Genomic DNA, 21,168 nt, shown 5'->3' with positions numbered 1-21,168 from the left:
CCTCGGCGGCATTGCCGCTCAACGGAAAATGTGGTGGGGGTAAATGAAAGGCATCGTGGGCGGCATTTCGCCTATGGGAAAAAGCATTCCGCGCAAACCTGAATGAATTCCCCGCGCGCCGTTTTCCCATCAGCGAAGCCTAGTAGGGAAGTGGAGGGGCCGGAGGAGGCATACCCCGTGTGGGCTCTCACATTAAAGGGGTTCCTCCCTCCGGTGCCGTCCAAGGTGGCTGAAACTCAGGCGCTCTTGGTTTCGCCTTCGCCCATTGGGGAAAAGACATCCGTCGCATTGCCCCGGCTCTTGCCGAGGCCGAGCAGGGTTGCGGAAAAGGCGGTCACGAACATGGCCATGAACAGGATGAACATGGAGGCGTATTGTCCGATGCCGTAGGCCGCCTGACCGGGGGCCTGCGCTTCCATGATCCACCCGCTGGCGAGCTGAAGCAGGGCCGTCCCGATATAGGAGTAGATGTTGATCATCCCGGTGGCCGTGCCCACGATTTCGGGTGGGAAGTCCTCTTGTACCTTGGTGAGGGCGATGCCGCCGAACCCGCCGCAGAAGATGCCGAAGGCGAGGCTCCAGACCGGGAGCAGGGAGGCGGGGAGCACGGGATGATCCGCAAGCAGCGGCGCGGCGAGCAGGATGGTGACGCCGCTGGCGGCGAGGAGCAAGACACCCTTGGACCACCGGACCCACGTCACGACGACCCCCACCAGCGACGGGCCGACCACCGCGCCGAGGGCCATGCAGAAAAGGATGCCGCCCGCCGTGCCCTTGTCGAGGCCGTAGCCTTGAATGAAATACGGCCCGGCCCAGAGTCCGGTCATGGCGTAGAACGACCCGTACATGCAGAAGAACCACGTGGATACGCTCCAATAGGTGCGGCTGCGGACGATGCGGAGCATGGTTTCACGCAAGGGCGGGGCGGGGTGTTTGCGGGGAGCGATGGAAACCCATGCCGGGGCGTACCCGGCCTCTTCGGGGCGGTTGCGTACCCACAGCCATGTGGCGCCGGCCACAAGCACGGTCGCCGCCGTAGCCGCGAACATACTGCCGCGCCAGCCCACGGCCTGCGAGAGCAGCATGAGCGGATAGGTGGCGAGGAGCATACCGCCCGTGCCGAGGGAAAGGATCAAGCCCGTGCCGAGGGCGTGCCGTGCCGGAGGGAACCAGTACAGAATCACCCGCAAGGCGGGCACGAAGACCATGCCCATGCCGACGCCGATGAGTACGCGGCCGACCGTCGCCGCCGTTACCGAGCCGGAAAGGGCGAACAGGAGCGACCCCGCCGCCCCGATGAGGAGGAACGAGGCGATGGTGTTGCGCGAACCCCATCGGTCCGAAAGGATGCCCGCCGGGATCTGCATGAACCCGTATGGGTAAAAATAGGCGGAGCTCATGACCGACATGAGCCCGCCGCCGACGGCGAATTCGCGCATGATGTCCACGGCGAGGGTGCTCGTGGATGTCCGAAAGAAACTGACGAGCGCATAGCAGATGGTCAAAATGGAAAAAATAAACCATGCATGTCGGGTCATGGCTTTGGATGAATGGGGGGACATAGGGCCTCCGTGAAAGCCGCGACCGCCGGACGGGAGGGCGCAGCAAAGCCTTCCGGCGGAAATGCTTTCCGTCGTCGGCTTTTTCGGGAATAAGGGGGGACGTGCGTCCGGCGGGACGCCCTCAACAGGGGCTGAAAGCGTCCCGCCGGGGGATTATTCCCCGCACGGGATATCGAGCTTGAGCGCCTTGATCGCGTTGCGGTACAGCAGGTTGGGCAAGACTTCAGGCTTGAAGGGCAGAGCCTTGAACTGCTCCACGCCTTCGCGGAAGCCGATGAACGGATAGGCCGTGCCGAACAGGAAACGCTCGGAGAGGAAGGTATTGGCGGCCATGACGTAATCGCTCACGCCGGGCATATTGTACATGTACATGTCAGGGCAGAGGTACAGGTTGGGGCGCTTGAAGGCCACGAACAGGATTTCCGTAACCCACGGGTAGCCGCCGTGCGTGTTGATCACGGTCATTTCGGGGAAGTCGCCGCACACCCGGTCGATGATGATCGGGTTGCTGTGGCTGAGATCCGGGCCGTTGCCCCCGCCGCCCATGAGCAGCACTGGGATGCCGTGCTCGGCGCAGTATTCGTATATGGGGTAGATGCGGCGGTCATCGGCATACATGGGGCTGGCCAGCACGCCGGGCTCCATGCCCACGGCCTTGAGCGGCCCGTTCACCACGAAACGCTCGATCTCCTCCAGCGCCTTGGCGCGGTTCGTCGGATCGATCCCGGCGACGCCGATGAATTTTTCCGGGTAATCCGCGACGATGGCGGCGATGTCCTCGTTGGGCACGTTACCCATGAAGGCGTTGGCCTGACGGCCCGGCACGACACCCAGCGTCACGCCGCCTTCCTCCATTTCCTTGAGCATCAGCTCCATGTCGCCCTGTTTGGCGGACGGCGGGGGAACCATGCCGAGCTTGCCGCTCCAGCTGGCGATGCGTTCCTGATTGCGGAAGATGTGCATATTCAGAAAACCGCGCGTGGCGGGACGGAGCCTGAAATCAATGATCATGATATTTCTCCCGGCCCTTGCGGGCCTGTTGGGGCGGTGCGTCCGCAGCGGGCGCTTACTTGATGGAACACCCGGCCTGAAAGCCGGACTCGATGGCGGTCAGGATTTTGCCGACGGAGGCGCAATCCCCCACGCGGACGCAGGGGCAGCCCATCTCTTCAAGCTCGGCGGCAAGGGCGTTTTCGGCCCGGTAGCCCACGGCGATCACGAGCGTGTCAAAGTCGTCAAGCCAGCGTTCCGAGCCGGAAGGGAATTTGGCTTTCACCTTGCCTTCTTCGGTGACTTCAAGCACCTGCGTACTGGTAAGGAAGCGCGTGCCGTACTCCCTGAGGCGCTGCATCAGATAACGGCGGGTACGTGATTCCATATCCTTCGCCAATTCGGGCTGAAGTTCGAGGATGGTCACATCCGAACCCTGCGCGGCGAGGAACTCGGCGGTTTCACAGCCGATAAGCCCGCCGCCGATGACGAGCGCCTTTTCCCCGGCTTTGGCTTCACCGGAGAGGATGCTCTGGGCTACCACCGCGTTCCGGGCCTTGCGGCAAAAGCCGGGGAATACCGGGGAGCTGCCCGTGGCGGCGATCACGGCGTCCGCGCCGAGATCCCGTACCGCTTCGGGCGTGAGGGCGGCCCCGAGGTGCAGCCCGACGCCCGCTCGCTTCAACTGTCGCTCGAACCAGCCCGTGACATGGCCCAAATCTTCTTTGTGCGGAGGCTTGCAAGCCACGTTGAGCAGACCGCCGAGGCGATCCGATTTTTCATACAGATCCACCGTATGCCCCCGGAACCGGGCGGCAAGGGCGGCCTGCATCCCGGCGGGGCCGCCGCCGATGACCGCGACTTTCTTGGGGGACGCCACGGGATCGAGATCATACTTGCCTTCCGCACCGGACAACGGGTTCAGGGCGCACCCGACGCCCGTTCCGCGCGCGGATCCGGCTACGCAGCCCTCGTTGCAGCCCACGCACCGGATGATGTCTCCGGCCTCGCCCGCCGCGACCTTGGCGGGCAGGAACGGATCGGCAATGAGCGCACGGCCCATCGCCACCATGTCCGCATCCCCGCGATCGATGATGCCCTGAGCCGTCTGCTCGTCGGCTACGCGGCCCGCCACGATGACGGGCACGGCGGCCTCAATGCCGTCGCGCACGGCGCGGGAAAGGGGCGCGTTCCAGCCCTTCTCGACGCAGGCGGGCGGGGAAACCATGAAATTCGTCTCGCGCAGCCCCACGGAAACGTGCAAAGCGTCGATGCCGTCGGCTACCAGCCGCTTGGCGAGAGCGACGGAATCCTCCAGCGTGGTGCCGCCGGGAAGCCCTTCAACGGCGCTCATGCGGTAGGTGACCGGGAAATCCGGCCCCACGGACTCGCGGACTTTGCGGCAGACCTCAAGGGCGAAGCGCATACGGTTTTCCAGCGAACCGCCGTATCCGTCGGTGCGCCGGTTGGTATAGGGGGAAAGGAACTGGCTGATGAGATAGCCGTGCGCCCCGTGGATTTCCACGGCGTCAAACCCGGCTTCGCGGGCACGGATGGCGGCTTTGCCCCAGCATTCCACGAGGCGGGCGATTTCCTCTTCGCTAAGGATCACGCTGTTGTCGTAGGGGGTCACGCCGGGGATGGCGGATACGAGAGGCACGGCATGGCCCGAAAATTGGGGGAGCGCGGCGCGCCCGCCGTGCTGGAGCTGGATGGAGATGCGCGCCCCGTGCCGTTTCACGCGGCGGGCCAGATCGGTGAGGCCGGGCAGGCGCGCGTCGTCCGCGATGCTCAGGCCACGGGAGAAGGAGTTGCCGGTGGGATCGACGGATGTGGCCTCAATGGTGACAAGCCCGGCCCCGCCCTTGGCACGCTCTTCGTAGTAGCGGAGCATACGCTCCGTGACGCCGCCGTCCGGCGCGGCGTATTTCGTACACATGGCGGGGAAGACAATCCGGTTTTTGATCAACAGCGTGTTGATGCGGATTGGATTGGTGCAACAAGATGTGTTCATGGAACCTCCAGATGAAAAAGACATCTTGCCTGCGGCAATGCAAGCCATGTGCCATCTTTCCGGCGGATGAGGCGTGCCGCGCCGGGCCGTTTCCGCCTTTTTCCTGACCCCCGGAATTCATTCCGATACAGTGGGCGGCTCTGAATATCCCCGGTGTTCCCGTATCTTCGCTTCCCCGTCCAGAGAGTGTGCCCGGTGTGCAAAATGTGGGCATGTATTTGTAGACATGTTCATAGAATATGATTTATAATAGACATACGTAAACACGCTTTGTGCGGAGAGGAACATGGAAGAGCATATCGAGCGGAACAAAAGGGTCCTTGAACAGTGGGAGCGCTTCCACAGGCAAGAGCCCGTGGACGAATCCGCCGTCCGGCCCCTGATCCTGCGTTCATGGAAGCGCTGCCGCCTTCAGGGGGTCAGGCCGGACAACGCCTCCAAAGTGTCCCTCAGCCCCGCCGCGCTGGAAAAGCTACTCGATCGGAACGCGGATCTTGTGGCGGTGGCCAAAAGCATCATGGAAAAGCTGTATAACCCCATCAGCACTTCGCGCAGCTTCATTTCCCTGTCCGACGCGCAGGGGATCGTCCTGCACGCGCTCTGGGACAATACCGGCAGCTACCCTATCCCGCACCTCGCGCCGGGCAACCTCGCGGCGGAAAGCGCCTCGGGGACCAATGCCATCGGGACGTGCCTCGTGGAACATACGCCTGTGGAGACGCTGGCTTCGGAACATTACTGCCGCTCGTTCCACGGCTGGTTCTGCTCGGCGGCCCCTATCAGGGACAGCCGGAACGCCATCGTCGGCGTACTCAATGTGACGCTCCCGAGCGCCCTGTACCATCACCATACCCGGGGTATGATGGAAGCGGCGGCCCACGCCATCGCGGAACAGCTCCGCCTGCGGCTGCTCCTTCAGGAACAGAAGGCCATCATTGAAATGTTGGATGAAGGGGTGGTCGTGCTGGAAGGCGACGGCACGATACGGACGCTGAACAACAAGGCGCAAGCCATGCTCGACCTGCCGCCGGACGCTGTGCACGGCAACATTCAGGACATCATCTTTTCCAGCGACATCATCCGGGCGATCCTCTCGGAAAGCGGCCAATTCAGCGATCAGGAAGCGTTCCTCCAGCTCAAGGGCGGTTCGCTCAACTGCATGCTTTCGCTCACCCGCTTGGAATCGGGGAAAGGCCGGGTGCTGACCCTGCGCGAGACCAAAAGGATCAAGGAATCCGCCGTGCGCGTCACCGGGGCCAAGGCCGTCTATACTTTCGATCACATTGTCGGCAACGCGCCCGCCACGCAGGAGGTCGTACGCATGGCCCGCATGGCGGCCCAGAGCGATGTGACCACCCTCATCCTCGGGGAAAGCGGCACGGGCAAGGAACTTTTCGCGCAGTCCATCCACAACGGGGGCAGGAGGGCCAACGCGCCTTTCGTCGTGGTGAACTGCGGGGCACTGCCGCGCAACCTCGTGCAGAGCGAGCTTTTCGGCTATGATGAAGGCTCTTTTACGGGCGCGAGCCGCCTTGGGAAGCCCGGCAAATTCGAGCTGGCGGACAACGGGACCATTTTTCTTGATGAAATCGGGGAGATGCCCCTTGAAGCGCAGGTCAGCCTGCTCCGTCTGCTCCAGAACGGCGAAGTGACCCGCGTGGGAGGCAAACACACCCGCCTCGTCAACGTGCGGGTGCTCGCCGCCACGAACCGTAATCTTGAAAACGCCATCCGTCAGAACGCCTTCCGCGAGGATCTCTACTATCGCTTGAACGTCTTCACCCTCAACGTGCCTCCCCTGCGCGAACGCAGTTCGGACATCGCGCTTCTGATCAACCATTTCCTCGCTCACTTCGTCGCCTCCCTCGGGCGCGGCCCCTTGCGGGTTACGGATCGGGCTATGGATGTGCTCCTCGGTTACCCGTGGCCCGGCAACATCCGTGAGCTTGAAAACGTCATAGAAAGGATGGTGCATATGTCGCAAGGGGTGCCCTCCATCGACATTGACGTGTTGCCCGCGAACATCCTCAATCACGAGGGCATACCGGGGGGCGTGCCGCGTCCCGCCGTCCCTCGCGGGCTCCTTTCGCATCAGGAGAAGGAGACCATCGTCCGGGCGCTTCAGGAGGCCGGGGGCAACATCCGGGCGACCGCGAAGGCCCTCGGCATTTCCCGGAGCGGCCTGTACGTCAAGATGCGCCGTTTCGGCCTGTCGCCGGACGAGTGCCGGTAGGGTCAGAGAGGAAGGGCGTTGGGAAATTTGGAGGGGGAGGCTGTGCAACAGGAGTTCGTTCCGGCGAATAGAGAATAAGCGAAGCAAGCAGGCCGACAGTTCGTTTCACTTAAAGAAAGACGCGAGGCACTGCCGCGCGTCTTTCTTTTTGACACAGGGAAAGATTGAAAACATTCCCCACCCTCCATCCGGGGGTGCAGGGGAATCATTCCCCTGCCGGGGGAGTCTGAGGGGCGAGGAGCCCCTCAGTCTTTCAGTTTTCTACAGCCAGCCTTTTTCCTTGTAGTATTTTGCCGCGCCGGGATGCAGCGGCAGAGCGAGCCCCTGACCCGCCTTCTCGGGCATGAAGGATTTCCAGAACGGGCTGGCGATCACGATGTCGTCGCGCTTTTCGCACATGGCCTTGACCATCTTGTAGGCGATGTCCTCGGAGACGTTCTTGTTGATCATGAGTTCGGTGCTGGCGGATACGGTGACGATGTCCTTGCCGAACTTGCCGCCGTAGAACGACGCCGGGATCACGTCGCGCTGGAGGCCGTACTTCTCACCCACGGCCTTGATGACGTTCTCGTCCACGGGCAGGATATCGAGGTCCACGCTGTTCATCATGTCCTGCACAATAAAGGCTTCGCCGGGTCCGATCCACAGGGCCACGTCAAGCTGGCCGTCCTTCATCATGCTGGCGGCGTCGTTGGTGGAAGGCGTGTAGATCTTGCCGCCCCACGCGGTGATGTCCTGCTGGCTGATGCCGTATTCCTCAAGGATCCACTTGCCGAACAGATAGGAGTTTCCGGCGGTATGGGACATGGAGATGCGGATGGGCATCTTCTTTTCCTTGATCTGGGCGAGGGACGTAATGCCGGAAGCCTTGTTCACGATGAAGTGCATCCGGGTTGAGTCGTGCAGGTTGAGAAGGCCCATGACGTTTTCCGTGGGCTTCTTGTAGGGATCGATGCCCTTGGCCGCCGCGAATATGACGCTGTGCGCGGCGATGCCGAAGTCGCTCGCGCCCTTCTCGACGTGCATGACGTTGGCGAGCCCGCCGCCGGGGAAGAGGGAGACGTCAAGCTCGGGATACATGGTGGAAATGGCTTTGCCCATCGCGCCCATGCCGACGTACCACGCGCCGCCGGCGGGCGATGCCGCGGCCTTGAGTTCGGTAAAGTTCTTGGCGAGGGCGGGAGCGGCACCCACGGCGAGGGAAAGGGCAAGGGCTACGGCCTTGAAGAAATGCTTGCAGGTCATGATTTATGCCTCCTCGGGCAGTTCGATGTTCAGAAGCTTTGCCGCGTTCTTATAGAGGAGCTTGGGTAGGACTTCAGGCTTGAAAAGCCCCTTGAAATGGCTCACGCAGTCCACGATGGGCATCAGCGGGTAGGCCGTGCCGAACAGGAAGCGATCCTGCATGAAGTTGTTCGCCGCCATGATGTAATCCGCCGCGCCCGAGCAGTTGAAGAGATACATGTCTGGGCACAGATAGATGTTTTTCTGGAAGAAGCACACGCCGAGGATCTGCTGCACCCACGGCCAGCCGCCGTGCGAAATGATGAAGTTGGTCTTCGGGAAGTCGGCGGCGATGCGGTTGATGATCTTGGGATCGCTGTAGGTGATGTCCGGCCCGGCCCGGCCTCCGAGCATCAGGATGACCGGGATGCGGTGCTGTTCGCACAGATCATAAATGGGATAGATGCGCGGGTCGTCGGCGTACATGGGCTTGTCCAGAGCGCCGGGCTCCATGCAGATGCCCTTGAGGGGGCCGTTCAGCACGGTGCGGTGGATTTCTTCCAGCGACTCTTCCCTTTTGGAGGCGTTGAGCCCGGCCATGCCCACGAAACGGCCCGGAAAATCACCCAGCAGGCTGATGATGTCGTCGTTGGAGATGGACCCCTTGAAGTGGCCGTTGCGGCCCGGGATGACGCCCATCGTCACCCCGGCGGTGTCCATTTCCTGAAGCATCAGTTCGGGGGATTTCTGGGCGACGGACGGGGCCTGTTTCATGGAAAAGCATTCGGTGAGCTTTGCGGTGCGGGCCACGTCGTCGTAGACGCCGATGTTCAGGAAACCCCGTGCCGGGGGCCGCATACGGAAATCGATGATCATCTTAAAACTCCTTGAAGCTGTTTATGTGAAATGATTGTGGGACCGAAACAGCCTTCCCGCGGGCGGGATGCCGGGTGGACCACCCGCAGGAAGGGCTCCTGCCGGAGCGGGGTTATGCGGCGATGGGTGCTCTCCTGCGGCGGAGCATCTGGACGATGCCTACGGAGAAGAGGAGCCCGAAGCCGATGATGTCGGTGGAGAGGCCGGGATAGATGAGCGTCAGCCCGCCGATGAGCAGGAAGGCGCGCTCCCATGCGGAGGTCGAGCACAGAAGCCAGCTCTGCATACCGCCCGCGATGCCGATGACGCCGATGATGGCTGTGATGGCGGCCCAGATGATTTCGGGCGTTTCGCCGATGCCGAGGAGCGCGGGCTGATAGACGAACATGTAGGGCACGATGAAGGCCACGATGCCGAGCTTGAGGGCGATAAAGCCCGTCTCCATGGCCTTGCTTTCGGCGATGGCAGCCCCCGCGAAGGCCGCGACGCACACGGGCGGGGTGATGAAGGACAGGATCGCATAGTAGAACACGAACATGTGGGCGACGAGCTGCGGGGCCCCGGCCTTGATGAGCGCGGGTGCGCCGAGGGTGGCGACCACGATGTAGGCGGGAGTGGTCGGGATGCCCATGCCGAGCACGAAGCTGGTCAGCATGAGGTAGACCATGAGCAGGAACAGGCTGTCCCCGGCGAGGATGGTGATCAGGTTGATGAACTTGTAGCCGATGCCGGTAAGCGAAAGCACGCCCACGATGAGGCCGGAGCAGGCGCAGCAGGCCGAAACCATCAGGGCCCCGCGCGAGGAGGCGACGAGCGCTTCTATGAAGGATTTGAAGGTGAAACGGGTCTCGGCCTTGAGCATGGCGAGCAGGACGATGCTCAGCGTGGCGATGTTGGCGCAGAAGACCACGCTCCGGCCCATGCCGAGCAGCAGGATCAGCACGGCGATGGGTACGAGGTAGTAGAGGCGGCTGACCACGGACTTGGTTTCGGGGACCATGTCGGGCGAGAGCTTGCCAAGGTCATTCTTGACCGCTTCAAAGTGGATCATGACGAGCAGGGCGAGATAATAGAGGATCGCCGGGAGCAGGGCGGCTTTGGCGACGTTGAGGTAACCCGCGCCGGACAGATCCGCCATCAGGAAGGCGGCGGTCCCCATGACCGGGGGCATGAGCTGCCCGCCGGTGGAGGCGACGGCTTCCACCGCGCCGGCGAAGGGGGCGCGGTAGCCGACCTTCTTCATGAGCGGGATGGTGAAGGTGCCGGTCCCGTAGACGTTGGCGGCGGCGCTTCCCGAGATGGTCCCGAACAGGGCCGAGGCGAAAATGGCGACCTTGGCGGGCCCGCCCTGCGAGTTGCGGGTGAGCAGGCAGGCGAGATCCATAAAGATGGAACTCATCTTGGAGCGTTCGAGGAACGCCCCGAACATGATGAACCCGAACAGGGTCGACGTCGCCACGCCGATCGGGATGCCGTACACGCCTTCATTGAGCAGGAAAAGATGTTCGACGATGACGTCGAAGGTGAAGCCCGTATGCTTGACGGCGCGGGGCAGCATGTCTCCGAAGAAGGCGTACAGGATAAGCGTCGAGGCCACGATGACCAGCGCCCAGCCCGTGGTGCGGCGGGTGATTTCGAGGACGAGCAGGACCGTTGCGGCGGCGAAGAATTTGGCCGCCGGGGTTACGTCGTCGATGTAGCGCATACGGGTGGTGATTTCGGTCAGATGCAGGGCGAAGTAGACCGCCGTGGCGATGGCGAGACCCGCGCAGCACAGGTCGATAAGCAGAAACAGCGTGGGTTCTTTCTCGTTTTCCTTGTATTTACGGCAAGGTATGAACAGAAAAACGAGCACTGTGATAAACGACACAAACATGACACGCATCATGGAGCCGTCAAGCACCCCAAAACCCGTGGTAAACCAGATCTGGAAGAGGGCCAAAGCCAGCGCAAACCCCTTTGCAACCGGCTTTATCCCTTCCCGTGTCAATGCGAATGACATGGTGATCCCCTTCTTCACGCAGGCCGTGCGGCCTGTCCAAATGTTCAACCTCTGATGAAGCCTCGGACTATCATGCTGAAGGGAAAGCAATAATTGGGCCGGGCCGTATCTTGGGCGCCGTATTGTGAAAAAGGGAATAAAAGAGGGTGAGAAATCGGGATGTTCTCGGGAGAGAAGACGAAAAACGGCGTGTTCACGCTTGTAGAAAAAAAGAACATGTCCATAGACATGTATAAAATCTGATTATCACGCGACACTCCTCATTCTGGGTGATGGCCGGGCCTGTCGACATTCAGATTCTTCTCCATGAGGCCGGAACGGAAAAAGCCCCACGGATAATGCGTGGGGCTTTTGTATGGAAAGAAGATGTTGGCTGGAAGTGCTGAAGCCACTGTGGAGCACATGGTACGATACAGAGGGCCGCATCCTTCTTTCAGAAGCGGGCCTTGTTATCGGGGAAGTGCCGAACTGCCTTTATTTCATGATACTTCAATGGTGAGGCCTTCCCACGCCACATTGCGCAAGTCGGCTTCCCAGGCCGGGGTCCGTTGCGAGCGGGGTGTGTAGTCCAGACACCACCGGGCGAGGCTGAGGGGAAGGACCGCTTCAAGCGGGAGATCGGCAAGGCGTTGCAGGTCCGCCCTGCTGATGCCTCCGGAGGTGAGCAGTTCCAGCATACCCGCAGGGAAAAGCCTCCCGGTTTCTCGGGCTTGCATGGAAATGGCGAAAGCCGCCAACATCGTCCGGCCCGGGAGAGGCGGGAGCGGTTCGCCGCACTCCATGAATAGATCACGCACGGCGTGGAGCATGGTCGGAAGATAGCGCACGAGGAAAATCCCGCCGTGGCAGCAAAGCCCGTGCTCAAGTGCAAGCGTCATGTAGGAAACGAACAGCCCCGGATAAATGTTCCGGTCGCGCAGGGCTCCGATGACGGCTTCCGGCACAAGCGGCAGATGGAAGCCCGGAAATTCGAACGCGCCGTTGTCCGGCGACAGGCGCAGAGGGTGCCGCCGCCCGCGCCCGTCTACGCCCCAGAAAAAGGCCGTGCCGTTCCCGGCTGTCCGGGGCAGCTCGCCGCCGGAAGCCACGCAGGGGCTCCAACAGCCGCGCACGCCGGCCAGACGCCGTAAAAGCCCCTCGCGCAGGACCGGCGTAAACAGCGCCCTGTGCAACACCGAATCGGGCCGGGCAAGATCGCCGATCAGCAGCTCCCGGGCGATTTCCTCCAATTCGAGATAGGCGACTACAGGCCGGGCATCCGGAAACAGGGCGGCGTACAGCTTCGCGTTGACCCGCGCGGCCTGTTCCCCAAAGCGTTTGAGCGCGAGGGTGTCCGGGTCAAGCAAATGGTGCAGCACCGTCCCAAGCCCGCGCTCCTCATAGGCCCTGGTCGGCCTCCAGTGGGCGGCACTTGAACGTACGTCCTTTGCGGCCAAGGCGGGGGCATTCAGTTCCACGGTATCCTGCCAGGAACTCCGGAACAGCGGGAACCGTGCCGGGGCGTCCGCGTGGAAGGATTGCAGCCCGCGCGGGTATGCCGAACTTTGCAGGGACACGCCGCCGCAGGACAGCACGGGGATTACGGCCCCCGGTGTGCCGCCGGCCAGACGGTCAAGGCCGAAGAACGGCACGGCCTGCACCATTTCAGGCAGGCAGTCGATGCCGTGCAGATTCGCCGACAGGACGGCGCTGTTCCGGGAAAAATACCGCTTGACCGCTTGGCCAACATCGTTGCCGAGGCTTCGTGCCGCGTGTTTCGCCATGCAGTCCACGATGGCGTCGGAAGGCCGACGTTCCCCGTCCGCCGCCGCGTAGGCCGAAGCGGATATTTCACCGAGGCTCATGCCGCGCCATGCCGCAAAACAGCCGGGAAGATAGGGAAAGGCCTCCCAAAGAGGCTTGAAGATGGGCATAGCCAGCGGATCAATCATGTGTGCTCCTTTGCAAGGCGGCATCCAGCGGTGCCAACACTATTGCGCATCGTTGTCTCTTGCAAGGAACAAAGCAAAAAGCGGGCCGGAAAGGAACCCTCCCGCGTGAAATGCCATACTGCGGCGCACGGAGGAGGATCGGAGGAGGCGCTTTGCGGAAAACATGTGGCGGCTATGCAAAAAGCGGAAGCTGGTCCCCTCAAGGGGAGGGCGGCAATCCGTCATGCGCCAGCCTTGGCCAAGCGCCCGGTCAGGGCGAAAAGGATGTTCAGGACGGCGAGGACCGCCGCCATCCCGAGTAGTCCCGAATTCACGCCCCACAGGGCGATCACCTGCCCGAGAGCTACCGGGCCGAGCATTTGGCCGAGCCGTTCGGTGATATTGTAGATCCCCACCGTCCTGCCGGATCCGACCTGCCGGGAAACCGGGATTTCGAGCGCATAAGTTCCCTGCGCGCTGGCGACGATGGCATTGCACAGGGCGAGCAGCGCCACGCAGGCGAAAGCCGCCGCGAGCCCGTCGAGAAGGAGCAGGGCAATGATGCCGCCGATGCACAGGAACCCGCCGCCCACGAGCCAGACGAGCTTGTTGGGCGACTTGTCCACGGCCCTCCCGAAGAAGGGGCCGAGGTAGATGATCACGAGGCAGAACAGCAGGAACACCCGCCCGATGCCCGCCGGGCTGACCCCGGCCTGGCTGAGCGACACGGGAAGGAAGAATTGGAACAGGCACACGGTCACAAAGGCGCAGGGGAAGATGTTGCCCAGCAGCAGGCCCGCCATCTTGATGTCCGAGAAAAAGGCGCCGAGCCCGCGCAGGGAGATGCGCCCTGAGGCCGACGGTTCGGGAGTCCACGCCTCGCGGGGCAGCGCGAAATGGAGGAAGATCCCGATGATGGCCATCAATCCCGCCGAAACGAGGAAGGCCGACGCATACCCGAGGTTATCCGCGATGAGCCCGCCGAAGGCGCTGCCGCACAGGAACCCGGCGTATAGGCCCGCGACGAGCGCGGAGAGGTTCCCGGCCCGGTGCTCGGGCGAGGAGTGCGACACGACGAAGACCTGCCCGGCGAGGTTGATGAGGCCGTAGCCGAACCCCGCGCCGCCTCTGGAGAGGATGTAGGCGAGGGAATCCGAGACAAGGCCGCTTGCGACGTTGCCGAGCGCCACCAGCAGCGCCCCCCACAGCAGAAGGGGCCGCCAGCCGCTCTTTTGGCTCCAAAAACTGCCTATGAGGATGCCTATGCCCACCGCGCACATTTCAAACGACAGCGGGAGGCCCATCACCACATCGGGCGGGAGCCCAAGCAGGCCGAGATCCATTTCCGCTATCCGCAGAGGGATAAAGGAAGCGGGCAGATCGATGGCGAACATGCACAGAAAAATGATCGGGCGCATGATGCGCGGCGGCAGGGGGTCACCGGAGGACGGCGCGGCGGCCTGTCCCACGCCCTGCAGGGGCACAAGCTCCAGCATGAACAGCATGGCGATGATCATGATGGTCAGGGTGTCGTAGACGATGGAGCGGAAGGCTTCCCATACCGTGCTCTCGTCAATGCCCACGGTCACGGAAACCGGGCTGTCGGCGGACAGGGGCACGCCCGCTTGGAGGGGCGTCCTCGGGTTCCCCGCCGTAAAGGTGGTCCCGCCGGCGTCGCTGACGGTGATGGACTGCGCCCAGGGCAAGCTTTGGCGTATGTGGTCCAGATACGTCCTGACGGAAGGCACATCCGCCAGCTTCAACCCGAGATCGTTGATGTGAGCGACATCATGCCCAATGTAGCGGGCAAGCTGCGTTCCGGCGTCTCGGGCGTTTTCCTCCAAAAAGGAAACGACCGGGCCCCGGAGGAAAAAAAGGAAAGCGATCTGGCTGACGAGCAGGGGGATGATGAGACATCCTTTTCCGAGCCTGGGGAAAGGGGGCTTGCCTTCCCGCAATACCAGCAGGATAAACAAAGAGCCACCCAGTACGGCCACCCCGAGGAACAGGAGCGCGTGCATGGAGGCGGCTTTGCCGACAAGCGCGGTCATGCCCGCCTCGTCGAACCCGGCGAGCACGCTCCCCACATCGGTTCCGGTCCGGTTCCTGATGGGCTGGACGATCCAGACCTTCCCGTCGGCGTCGAAGGTCTTCACCTCGCCGTGCAGCGTTTTGAGCTTGTTCTCGTCCTGAGGGACGGGCGGGGCCTCCGATGCGTCGGAGGGCCAGGCGGCGATGCTCCGCCCTTTTCCGTCCAGTACGGCAAGGCGGCTGACGCCCGCGATTTCGCAAAAACGGCGCACGCGCTCGGCCATGTCCTCCACGCGTTCGGGATCTTTGCCGAAACGGGCCAGACGCGAGAGATCGAGGCTGAACTTTTCGCTGGCAATGGCCTGCACCGAAACAAGGGAAGTCTTATAGGATTTGTACAGGGTAGCCAGCGTGAGGATGCCATACAGGCACTGCGCGGCGAGAAGCGTTGCCAGACCGCCGATGAGCAAACGCCTACGGGATGATTCCATGTTTACTCGCCCGCGTTTTTGATGTCCTGATAGATCGCGTCCGCCGCCAGCAGGATCTCGAAAGGCGGGTCCCAATAGATGAGCCGCGCCATTTCCAGATTGATGGCAAGCCCTATTGCGCTGTCGAATACCTGCCCGACATCTCTGGGGCGTATACCGTCCATGACTTTGACGATGGCTTCGGCCCCGAAGCGGCCTTCACTGGAAAAACTGCTTTGGGACAGGCTCATCAGGACGCCGAGCTTCGTTTCCTCGATGCCGCTCTGGGAAAAGGAGGGGACGCCCGCTTCAATGAGCGGCTGGAGCAGTTCCCGCATCCGGTTCCACTGCATACCCGAGTTGGTGGTGAGGTACACGGCGTCAGAGGTTTTCGCCAGTTGGGAAACACACTGCTTGAGATTGGCGAAGCTCTGATCCGGAGGCACGTTCAGCGCCGTGGTGCAGCGCACAAGCTCGATGCCAAGCTCATCGGCGGCGGATTCGATGGCGGCCAGCGAGACGTCGGAACGGCCTTCCGGCGTATCCTCATAAGGGATGCCCATTTTCTTGAAACCAAAAATATCATGGAAAACGGCGATCTGGCGCTTGTAGCGCTCGGGGTCGATCTGTGCGTGCAGGTTGTCGCGCCCGGAGTCCTTCAACGATTTGGCGATACCCGCCTGTACGGCGTCGGTGACCGACATGGAGAACACCGGAACGGAAATATCGGCTGTGGCCATGTCCAGCCCGGCCCATGTGCCGAAGGCGAAAATCATGTCCACGTCGCCCTTTTCACGGATACGGTCGAGCAGGGCCTTTCTGTTGGCGGCACGTTGCGCCGCGTCCCAGTTGGCGGAATAGTAGCCGTCTTTCAAAAACACCAGCCGATCGCCGCCCGCATGTTCGGCGAGCCAGTCCCAAATGGGCCGGGTGTCGTCCGTCTTCTCCGGGATGGGCACATCGCCATCGGCAATGACCCCAAGTTCGGCAAGCCCCTTGGCCGTTGCGGCAAGGATACGCTGATAGTCCGTGTACCCGCCGCCCTCAATGTAGGCCACCCGCCATTTTTTTGCGGGATGGGCGGGAGTTTTTTCCTGAACAGCTTGGGTTCCGTCGCCGGCGGACGCGGGAACGGCGGCAAAGAGCAGACCGCCGCACATCAGCATAAAGAGGAACAAACGGCAAAAGCGATTCATGGCGACTCTGTTTTTCACAAGGTTAGACAGGCGGCCGTTCAGGCCGCGTTCCCGGAGGAGCGTGCGCGCCGGGACATCCGTATGCTCCCGAATCGTAAGACGTCAGGAGATGATTTCGCTTTTACGTGCATTCTCAAATACATTCAAGGCCAGCACATGTCCGGAAAGCCTTTCACCGCGAACCAGGGGCAGGGCTCTCTCCGCATCAGTCGTTTCCATGAAATGCGCTATGGGCGATAATGCAATGAATATCAGCATACTAGAAGGTTATCCCTTCTGTGCAGAGCTTCCGGCGGAACACCCTTGCTCAAGCGTATGCCTGCGCGGAGGCGGGATACTCTCCGGAGCCTTTCTCTATATCGGCACTGCCAGCCTTGATGACAAAGGGGCTCCTTGCGGCTACTGTACCGACGAAAGCGCTTGGCATACCGCGTGCCTGATGCATACGCCCCGAACATGCCTGTGAGCGGCGTTCCGTGGGCAACAGAGGTTGAATCCAGCCCGCATCCCGGCAGCGGCGAGTGTGCCGAGGACTTCAATAACAGCTTGACAAGCAAGGAGACTGCCATGAAGACCGTGATTTCCACTTCCAAGGCTCCCGCAGCCATTGGCCCCTATTCGCAGGCTATCCGTAAAGGCGACACCCTGTATCTTTCCGGTCAGATCGGTATGGTCCCGGCCACGGGTGAACTCGTTTCCGATGATGTGAAGGAGCAGACCGCGCAGGCCCTCGCCAATATGAAGGCCATCCTTGCGGAAGCCGGAGCCACGCCCGCGGATGTGACCAAAGTGACCGTGTTCATCGTGGACATGGCCGAATTCCAGATCGTGAACGGCGTATACAGTGAAACCTTCGGCGCCGATGCCCCGGCCCGCTCCTGCGTCGCCGTCGCCGCCCTGCCCAAAGGCGCGCGCGTGGAAATCGAAGCCATCGCCGTCCTGTAAATGTTTCGTTTCCGCTTTTACATCTAATCGGTTTTTTTCCCTCTTTTCCCTAACCCTCGGCCCGCCGAGGGTTTTGCGTATGGGGAGGTCGGGCCTTCTCCTTCCTGAGCGCTTGTCAGGGCAAAAACGGGAAGGGAAAGCCGCGTGCCCCTGTACCCTACAAGGGAACCTATCGGAGCTTCGGCTAGAGACAAAAAGCCCCGCACGGGGCAGGGCTTTTATTCAGTGGGGAAATGGGCGCGGCGCTGGGAGCGGGCTGTCTTGGGTTTTTGTTCCGCTTCGCAGATTTGGGCCAGCCGTTCGGCGGAATCGGCATAATGCGCCCGCACGGCTTCTTCGATGGTGTACGGATTGCGCGTAAGAAACGCCTCATACATGCTGTTGTGCCGCTGAAAAAGTTCTTCGGTCGTGTACAGCGTACGCCATTGCTGAAACATGAGGTACTTGGAAATCACCCGGCAGGAGCTGCGGGCAATGGCGATAAGCAGGGGGTTGCTGGCCCTTTCGAGGATTGTTTCATGGAAGGCCGTTCCGAGCGCCGCGTGATCCTCGAAGGACGTACCGGAAAGCACGCCCTGCTTCATGCGATCAAGCAGCGCTTCCAATTCCTCCCACGGGCCTTTGGGCAGACTCAAGACTACATTAGCGGCGGCGGCCCCTTCGAGAAGCCCGCACAGTTCGTAGCGGTGGCGGATGCCGTCGCCTGTGAGCAGGGTTACGCATTTGCCCCGCTTCGGATGGGACATCAGAAACCCTTCCGTTTCAAGCTGATAAAGCGCCTCACGGACGGGAGCCCGGCTGATGCCGCATTCCTCGGCTATGCTCGCCTCGCTGATCCGATCCCCGCTGCGGAGTTTTCCGTTACGGATGCGCTGGCGGATGAGGTTGACGACCTGTTCGCTGTATGTCGGTTTATTAAGCTGTTGCATCGCTCACCATAGTTCGTTGGCGGCGTCCGATTGTGAACGCCTTATCTTATGTATCTGACACCAAATAGCCTCTCCCCATACACGTCGTCAAGGGCTATCGCCGGGATCCGCCACTCAGAATGTCTCCGGCTACGGCCCCGGAAAGCCGCAGGGCCTCGGGCCGGATGACGGCGATGACGCCGCGTTCGCCCGCATTGATGTACAACATCCCGAGATTGAAAAGGGATATCTGCGCGAACACCGGAAGCGGCGAGGGGAGCCCGAACGGGCAGATCCCGCCGGTTTTGTATCCGGTCAGCCGTTCGGCGTTTTCCGGCGAACTCGGCTGGAGATGCGGCACGCCCGAAAGCCGCTGGAGCTTGTGCAGGGATACGCGCTCGTCGCCGTGCATGAGCGCCATGACTGCCTGCCCTCCCTTCCCGTCGTCGAACACAAGGCTTTTTACGATGTCGTGTTCGCACAGCCCAAGCTGCCGGGCTGCGTCCTTCGTGCCGCCCCGTTCGACAAAACGATATTCCAAACGCCCCACGTCTTCACCCGCTTCTTCCAGAATACGGATGGCTGGTGCCTCTCCTTTCCCGTGCATTCCTCTCCTCCAGGTTCGTCGTACCGGCAGGAGATACCTTATATCCCGCTTACTGTCGACTGCTTTAGTCGACTGTTGCCGCTTCCGCTTTTCTCCTCTGATGCCTGCCGATGTTTCTTTGATACCCGGTTAGAGCGTTTCCCGACAGGGATACTCCCAGAGGCATAAGGAAATACGGGGAACCACGCCCGGGTGACGGCGAAGTTTCTTTGTTCGAAAATAAGTCGACGGTATACTGTTGACCATTTTGCGTGTCCGAGGTATTGTGCTTTCAGCAACAAGCTCAACCCTGACGACAAAGGAGAACCACATGGCTACAGTTACCGCAAAATACCTTGGCGATCTGCGTGTCGAATGCACCCATGTCGCGAGCGGGACCAAACTGGTGAGCGACGCCCCCGTGGACAACAATGGCAAGGGCGAAGCCTTTTCCCCCACAGACCTCTGCGTGACCGCCCTCGCGTCCTGCGCCATGACGATCATCGGCATTTACGGCAAGATGCACAACGTGGACGTTGTCGGAACGGAAATCGAAGTCGCTAAGACCATGAGCGCCAACCCGCGCCGCATCGGCAAGATCGAGGTGACCTTCATCATGCCCGATCGAGAATACACCGACAAGCAGAAGACCATGATCGAACGTGCCGCACATACCTGCCCGGTCCACCTGAGCCTGCATCCCGATGTCGAGCAGGTGTTCACCTTTAAATGGGCGAACTAACGCAAACAAGGAAAACGCCATGAAAACCGTGATTTCCACTCCCAAAGCCCCCGCCGCCATCGGCCCCTACTCGCAGGCTATCCATAAAGGCGGCACCCTGTATCTCTCCGGCCAGATCGGTATGGTTCCGGCCACGGGTGAACTCGTTTCCAATGATGTGAAGGAACAGGCCGCGCAGGCCCTTGCCAACATGAAGGCCGTCCTCGCCGAAGCCGGAGCCACGCCCGCCGATGTGACCAAAGTGACCGTATTCATCGTGGATATGGCTGATTTTCAGGCTGTGAACAGTGTGTACAGCGAAACCTTCGGAGCCGATGCCCCGGCCCGTTCCTGTGTCGCCGTCGCCGCCCTGCCTAAAGGCGCGCGCGTGGAAATCGAAGCCATCGCCGTCCTCTAAGCCTCCCTCCCATATACCGTCTCCCATATAACCCCCGGTCCCGCCGGGGGTTTTACGTAGGAAGGGTGTTTTCTACAGGATGGCGGGCCCTTTCTGTGGACGGCTGCGGGAAATTGTATAAGTCGGTTTATTTTAGTCGACCATTATTGTCGACAATAAAACGGTTTTCGGCTATGCTCCCTACAGACCTTTTGGAGAAAGCAATGCGACCAGCGCTTCTTGGGATCATCGGATGCGGCGCAATGGGGCGGCTCATCGCCCGGCATATCCGTGAACAACTGCCGTCCTACCGTCTCGGCGGGCTTTTTTCGCGCACCACGGCGCACGCCGAGGGGCTCGCGCTGGAGCTCGGAGACGTTCCGGTGCTAGGCCTGCAACAGCTCATCGAAACATGCGATTTGCTCGTTGAAGCCACGAGTGCCGCCGCCATGCCGGATATCGTGCGGGCTTGCCTTGCCGCCGGAAAAGCCGTCGTGCCGTTGAGCGTCGGCGGATTTTCGCTTGATCCCGCTCTGTTGCGCGATGTGGAGGCGGCCCGCGCGGCGGTGCATGTGCCGTCCGGAGCCATCGCCGGGCTGGACGGCATCCGGGCCATGCGGGAAATGGGGCTTGATGCCGTTACCCTCACCACTGTGAAGCATCCCCGCAGCCTCGGCCAGATGCCGCCTCTCTCGGAGCTCATCCCGCCCACGGCGGAAGAAGCGCTGATCATGTCCCCCGAAGCGCGGCTGCTGTTCAGCGGCACGGCGGAAGAGGCGATCCGGCGTTTCCCCGCAAACGTGAACGTCGCGGTCAGCCTTGGCCTGGCGGGGCTCGGTTTTTCCCGTACGCGGGTGCGCCTGTTCGCGGATCCCTGTGCGGCAGGGACTCTGCACCATATTTCGGCCAGGGCCGGGGACTGCACATTGGAAACGATGACCCGCCCGGCCCCGTTGCCCCAGAATCCGCGTAGCTCGGCACTCGCCATGTATTCGGTCCCCGCTCTGCTGCGTGGGCTCGCCGCCAACCCGAAGCTGGCGGGGTAACTGTTTTCATGGACATGGAAGCCGGATAGGAACATTAATCTCCCGCCATCCCACAAC

Annotated in this window: 17 protein-coding genes; 5 read left to right on the top strand and 12 right to left on the bottom strand. The window is 61.6% G+C overall.

What is annotated here, in order from left to right; all coding sequences use genetic code 11:
• Positions 1 to 236 precede the first annotated feature (236 nt).
• The 3 genes from T370_RS0105890 to T370_RS0105880 form a co-directional block, all read right to left on the bottom strand.
• A complete protein-coding gene (locus tag T370_RS0105890) occupies positions 237 to 1,562 on the bottom strand; it encodes an MFS transporter (RefSeq protein ID WP_029435081.1) in 1,326 nt (441 codons plus the stop codon).
• A gap of 153 nt (positions 1,563 to 1,715) precedes the next feature.
• Entirely contained in the window at positions 1,716 to 2,573 is an 858-nt protein-coding gene (locus tag T370_RS0105885) for an amidohydrolase family protein (RefSeq protein ID WP_005024484.1), read from the bottom strand.
• A 55-nt stretch (positions 2,574 to 2,628) separates the two neighbouring features.
• Positions 2,629 to 4,566, bottom strand: coding sequence for an oxidoreductase (locus T370_RS0105880; protein ID WP_029435080.1), 1,938 nt, complete (start codon positions 4,564 to 4,566; stop codon positions 2,629 to 2,631).
• Between the two features lie 286 nt (positions 4,567 to 4,852).
• Here T370_RS0105880 and T370_RS0105875 point away from each other — a divergent pair, with 286 nt between their 5' ends.
• Positions 4,853 to 6,799 carry a sigma-54-dependent Fis family transcriptional regulator gene (locus T370_RS0105875; RefSeq protein WP_029435079.1) on the top strand — a complete coding sequence of 649 codons (1,947 nt, stop codon included), beginning with the start codon at positions 4,853 to 4,855 and terminating at the stop codon, positions 6,797 to 6,799.
• Between the two features lie 261 nt (positions 6,800 to 7,060).
• Here T370_RS0105875 and T370_RS0105870 read toward each other — a convergent pair whose 3' ends face one another.
• The 7 genes from T370_RS0105870 to T370_RS24840 form a co-directional block, all read right to left on the bottom strand.
• Entirely contained in the window at positions 7,061 to 8,044 is a 984-nt protein-coding gene (locus tag T370_RS0105870; protein ID WP_005024478.1) for a TAXI family TRAP transporter solute-binding subunit, read from the bottom strand.
• A 3-nt stretch (positions 8,045 to 8,047) separates the two neighbouring features.
• On the bottom strand, positions 8,048 to 8,899 hold the full coding sequence (locus T370_RS0105865; RefSeq protein ID WP_009368698.1) for an amidohydrolase family protein: 852 nt from the start codon (positions 8,897 to 8,899) through the stop codon (positions 8,048 to 8,050).
• A gap of 112 nt (positions 8,900 to 9,011) precedes the next feature.
• Entirely contained in the window at positions 9,012 to 10,901 is a 1,890-nt protein-coding gene (locus T370_RS0105860) for a TRAP transporter permease (protein WP_029435078.1), read from the bottom strand.
• Between the two features lie 479 nt (positions 10,902 to 11,380).
• Positions 11,381 to 12,832, bottom strand: coding sequence for a hypothetical protein (locus tag T370_RS0105850; protein ID WP_029435077.1), 1,452 nt, complete (start codon positions 12,830 to 12,832; stop codon positions 11,381 to 11,383).
• Positions 12,833 to 13,053: 221 nt separating this feature from the next.
• Positions 13,054 to 15,333, bottom strand: a complete 2,280-nt coding sequence (locus T370_RS23495; RefSeq protein WP_051643751.1) for an MFS transporter — start codon at positions 15,331 to 15,333, stop codon at positions 13,054 to 13,056.
• Positions 15,334 to 15,335: 2 nt separating this feature from the next.
• Entirely contained in the window at positions 15,336 to 16,508 is a 1,173-nt protein-coding gene (locus tag T370_RS0105835; RefSeq protein WP_029435074.1) for an ABC transporter substrate-binding protein, read from the bottom strand.
• A 102-nt stretch (positions 16,509 to 16,610) separates the two neighbouring features.
• Complete coding sequence (locus tag T370_RS24840; protein WP_155802194.1) at positions 16,611 to 16,766, bottom strand: hypothetical protein; 156 nt, start codon at positions 16,764 to 16,766, stop codon at positions 16,611 to 16,613.
• 309 nt (positions 16,767 to 17,075) lie between these two features.
• Here T370_RS24840 and T370_RS0105825 point away from each other — a divergent pair, with 309 nt between their 5' ends.
• Positions 17,076 to 17,453 carry a RidA family protein gene (locus T370_RS0105825; protein ID WP_005024466.1) on the top strand — a complete coding sequence of 126 codons (378 nt, stop codon included), beginning with the start codon at positions 17,076 to 17,078 and terminating at the stop codon, positions 17,451 to 17,453.
• A gap of 218 nt (positions 17,454 to 17,671) precedes the next feature.
• On the opposite strand, the gene T370_RS0105820 is transcribed toward T370_RS0105825, so the two are convergent.
• Together T370_RS0105820 and T370_RS0105815 are read right to left on the bottom strand one after the other, a co-directional pair.
• Positions 17,672 to 18,382: a GntR family transcriptional regulator gene (locus T370_RS0105820; RefSeq protein ID WP_005024464.1), complete on the bottom strand. Its 711-nt coding sequence runs from the start codon at positions 18,380 to 18,382 to the stop codon at positions 17,672 to 17,674.
• A 94-nt stretch (positions 18,383 to 18,476) separates the two neighbouring features.
• A complete protein-coding gene (locus T370_RS0105815; protein WP_029435073.1) occupies positions 18,477 to 18,968 on the bottom strand; it encodes an aminoacyl-tRNA deacylase in 492 nt (163 codons plus the stop codon).
• Between the two features lie 310 nt (positions 18,969 to 19,278).
• Here T370_RS0105815 and T370_RS0105810 point away from each other — a divergent pair, with 310 nt between their 5' ends.
• The 3 genes from T370_RS0105810 to T370_RS0105800 all read left to right on the top strand — a co-directional run bounded on the left by T370_RS0105810 (position 19,279) and on the right by T370_RS0105800 (position 21,111).
• Positions 19,279 to 19,689, top strand: coding sequence for an OsmC family protein (locus tag T370_RS0105810; RefSeq protein ID WP_005024460.1), 411 nt, complete (start codon positions 19,279 to 19,281; stop codon positions 19,687 to 19,689).
• Positions 19,690 to 19,708: 19 nt separating this feature from the next.
• Positions 19,709 to 20,086, top strand: coding sequence for a RidA family protein (locus T370_RS0105805; protein ID WP_029435072.1), 378 nt, complete (start codon positions 19,709 to 19,711; stop codon positions 20,084 to 20,086).
• A 203-nt stretch (positions 20,087 to 20,289) separates the two neighbouring features.
• Positions 20,290 to 21,111, top strand: a complete 822-nt coding sequence (locus T370_RS0105800; RefSeq protein ID WP_029435071.1) for an aspartate dehydrogenase domain-containing protein — start codon at positions 20,290 to 20,292, stop codon at positions 21,109 to 21,111.
• Positions 21,112 to 21,168 lie beyond the last annotated feature (57 nt).

The organism is Bilophila wadsworthia ATCC 49260 (assembly GCF_000701705.1).
Taxonomy (GTDB): Bacteria; Desulfobacterota; Desulfovibrionia; order Desulfovibrionales; family Desulfovibrionaceae; genus Bilophila; species Bilophila wadsworthia.
This window is presented reverse-complemented; position numbering and strand designations above follow the sequence as displayed.

Bases quoted from the DNA above. Each gene is read 5' to 3' on its own strand.
- T370_RS0105890 (WP_029435081.1), bottom strand. From the start codon at position 1,562: ATGTCCCCCCATTCATCCAAAGCCATGACCCGACATGCATGGTTTATT.
- T370_RS0105885 (WP_005024484.1), bottom strand. From the start codon at position 2,573: ATGATCATTGATTTCAGGCTCCGTCCCGCCACGCGCGGTTTTCTGAAT.
- T370_RS0105800 (WP_029435071.1), top strand. From the start codon at position 20,290: ATGCGACCAGCGCTTCTTGGGATCATCGGATGCGGCGCAATGGGGCGG.
- T370_RS0105820 (WP_005024464.1), bottom strand. From the start codon at position 18,382: ATGCAACAGCTTAATAAACCGACATACAGCGAACAGGTCGTCAACCTC.
- T370_RS0105825 (WP_005024466.1), top strand. From the start codon at position 17,076: ATGAAGACCGTGATTTCCACTTCCAAGGCTCCCGCAGCCATTGGCCCC.
- T370_RS0105815 (WP_029435073.1), bottom strand. From the start codon at position 18,968: ATGCACGGGAAAGGAGAGGCACCAGCCATCCGTATTCTGGAAGAAGCG.
- T370_RS0105850 (WP_029435077.1), bottom strand. From the start codon at position 12,832: ATGATTGATCCGCTGGCTATGCCCATCTTCAAGCCTCTTTGGGAGGCC.
- T370_RS0105875 (WP_029435079.1), top strand. From the start codon at position 4,853: ATGGAAGAGCATATCGAGCGGAACAAAAGGGTCCTTGAACAGTGGGAG.
- T370_RS23495 (WP_051643751.1), bottom strand. From the start codon at position 15,333: ATGGAATCATCCCGTAGGCGTTTGCTCATCGGCGGTCTGGCAACGCTT.
- T370_RS0105870 (WP_005024478.1), bottom strand. From the start codon at position 8,044: ATGACCTGCAAGCATTTCTTCAAGGCCGTAGCCCTTGCCCTTTCCCTC.
- T370_RS0105835 (WP_029435074.1), bottom strand. From the start codon at position 16,508: ATGAATCGCTTTTGCCGTTTGTTCCTCTTTATGCTGATGTGCGGCGGT.
- T370_RS0105810 (WP_005024460.1), top strand. From the start codon at position 19,279: ATGGCTACAGTTACCGCAAAATACCTTGGCGATCTGCGTGTCGAATGC.
- T370_RS0105880 (WP_029435080.1), bottom strand. From the start codon at position 4,566: ATGAACACATCTTGTTGCACCAATCCAATCCGCATCAACACGCTGTTG.
- T370_RS0105860 (WP_029435078.1), bottom strand. From the start codon at position 10,901: ATGTCATTCGCATTGACACGGGAAGGGATAAAGCCGGTTGCAAAGGGG.
- T370_RS0105865 (WP_009368698.1), bottom strand. From the start codon at position 8,899: ATGATCATCGATTTCCGTATGCGGCCCCCGGCACGGGGTTTCCTGAAC.
- T370_RS0105805 (WP_029435072.1), top strand. From the start codon at position 19,709: ATGAAAACCGTGATTTCCACTCCCAAAGCCCCCGCCGCCATCGGCCCC.
- T370_RS24840 (WP_155802194.1), bottom strand. From the start codon at position 16,766: ATGCTGATATTCATTGCATTATCGCCCATAGCGCATTTCATGGAAACG.